The sequence below is a fragment of the Streptomyces sp. NPDC000594 genome (assembly GCF_040299965.1).
GTDB lineage: Bacteria > Actinomycetota > Actinomycetes > Streptomycetales > Streptomycetaceae > Streptomyces.
This window is the reverse complement of the sequence record NZ_JBEPCY010000079.1, coordinates 1-1,204: the sequence shown is the minus strand read 5'-3', so window position 1 is coordinate 1,204 and position 1,204 is coordinate 1. Positions and strand designations below refer to the sequence as shown.

Here is a 1,204-nt window from a genome sequence, read left to right as displayed (position 1 = left end):
CAGAACAGTGCTCGCCCTGGTCGATCAGCCCGCCCCGACCGGCACCCTGCCCCTCGCGGTCACCCACAGCAGGCACCCGCCCGGGCCGCCCACCCGCCCGGGCCGCCCACCCGCCCGGGCCACCCACCCGCCCGGGCTCGCCCACCCGCCGGACACCCGACCTCCACCCAGGCAAGGCCAAAACAGACACGCGGAACCCGTTCACACATGACGCTCCGGTCCACAGAAACAACACCACCACAGACATACGGCTCCACCGACCACCACGACCAGGACCGCCAGGACAGCAGACACAACAGCCGCAACAGCACAGGAAGACAGCCAGGACAGCAGCAGCAGAACAGCGCGGGAGGGACGGACCCTCCCCCTCAAGCCCCCGCACACAACCCCGGCCAGAGCAGGCCGCTCCGGGCAAGCGGTATGCAACCGGGACACCCCGCACAGCCCACCCAGACCCGCCACAACCACCCAGACCCAGACCCACACCCAGAACCGGAGGCAAAGACAGAGCCAGAGCCAGGACCGGGGGGGCGGAGACGGGGGCAGAACCGGGGGCAGGGCCAGGGACAGGGACCGGGGGCTCGCGGGGGACAGCAGACTCGCCGGAATCGACTTCCGGGCGGAGAACGGGAAACCGTACGGCGTCGGCAACCAGGACGGCGCCTGCACCCCGAACACCCCGACCATCAGGACCACCAAGGTGTCCCACATCCCCCCGCCTGCCGACGACATGCCGAGACCCCCGGCGGTGCACCGCACCCTCCCCTGGCAAACCGGCCGCAGACCGGGGACCACAGGTCAACCGCCACCACACAGTCGCCGAAGAGCCGGCGCAGCCACACGCGTAATCAAGGCGGCGGTCTGCCGGTGAGCCACAGCCCGCCCCCGGACCAGCTCCCACCGCGCACCGTGTCACGGGCCGAAGATCTCCCTTCCGGGCTGTTCAGAGGGTCACAGAGAGGACAGCGAACAAGCGCCGACCATCGACCCCGGTCTCGGTTCCGCAGCTGAGTACGCCGAGCCGGTGCAGTGCGGGGAGGAGGGAGTCGTCCAGGGCGGGAGGGTCGGGCCGGTGGCTGAGGGCCAGGACCAGGAGTGTGCGGTTCTGCTCCGCCAGGTGGAGGCTGATGGTCCGGCCGCCGTCCGCCACCGCGGCCCGTACGAGGAGCTGGACGACCTCGTCGGTGCTGTCGGGGGTGCGCCG

Annotated in this window: 1 protein-coding gene; it reads right to left on the bottom strand. The window is 71.3% G+C overall.

The genetic code is table 11. The features are described 5' to 3' along the window. Nucleotides 1-943: 943 nt before the first annotated feature. A partial coding sequence (locus ABT354_RS37965) for a hypothetical protein (RefSeq protein WP_351502630.1) occupies nucleotides 944-1,204 on the bottom strand: 261 nt, incomplete at its 5' end.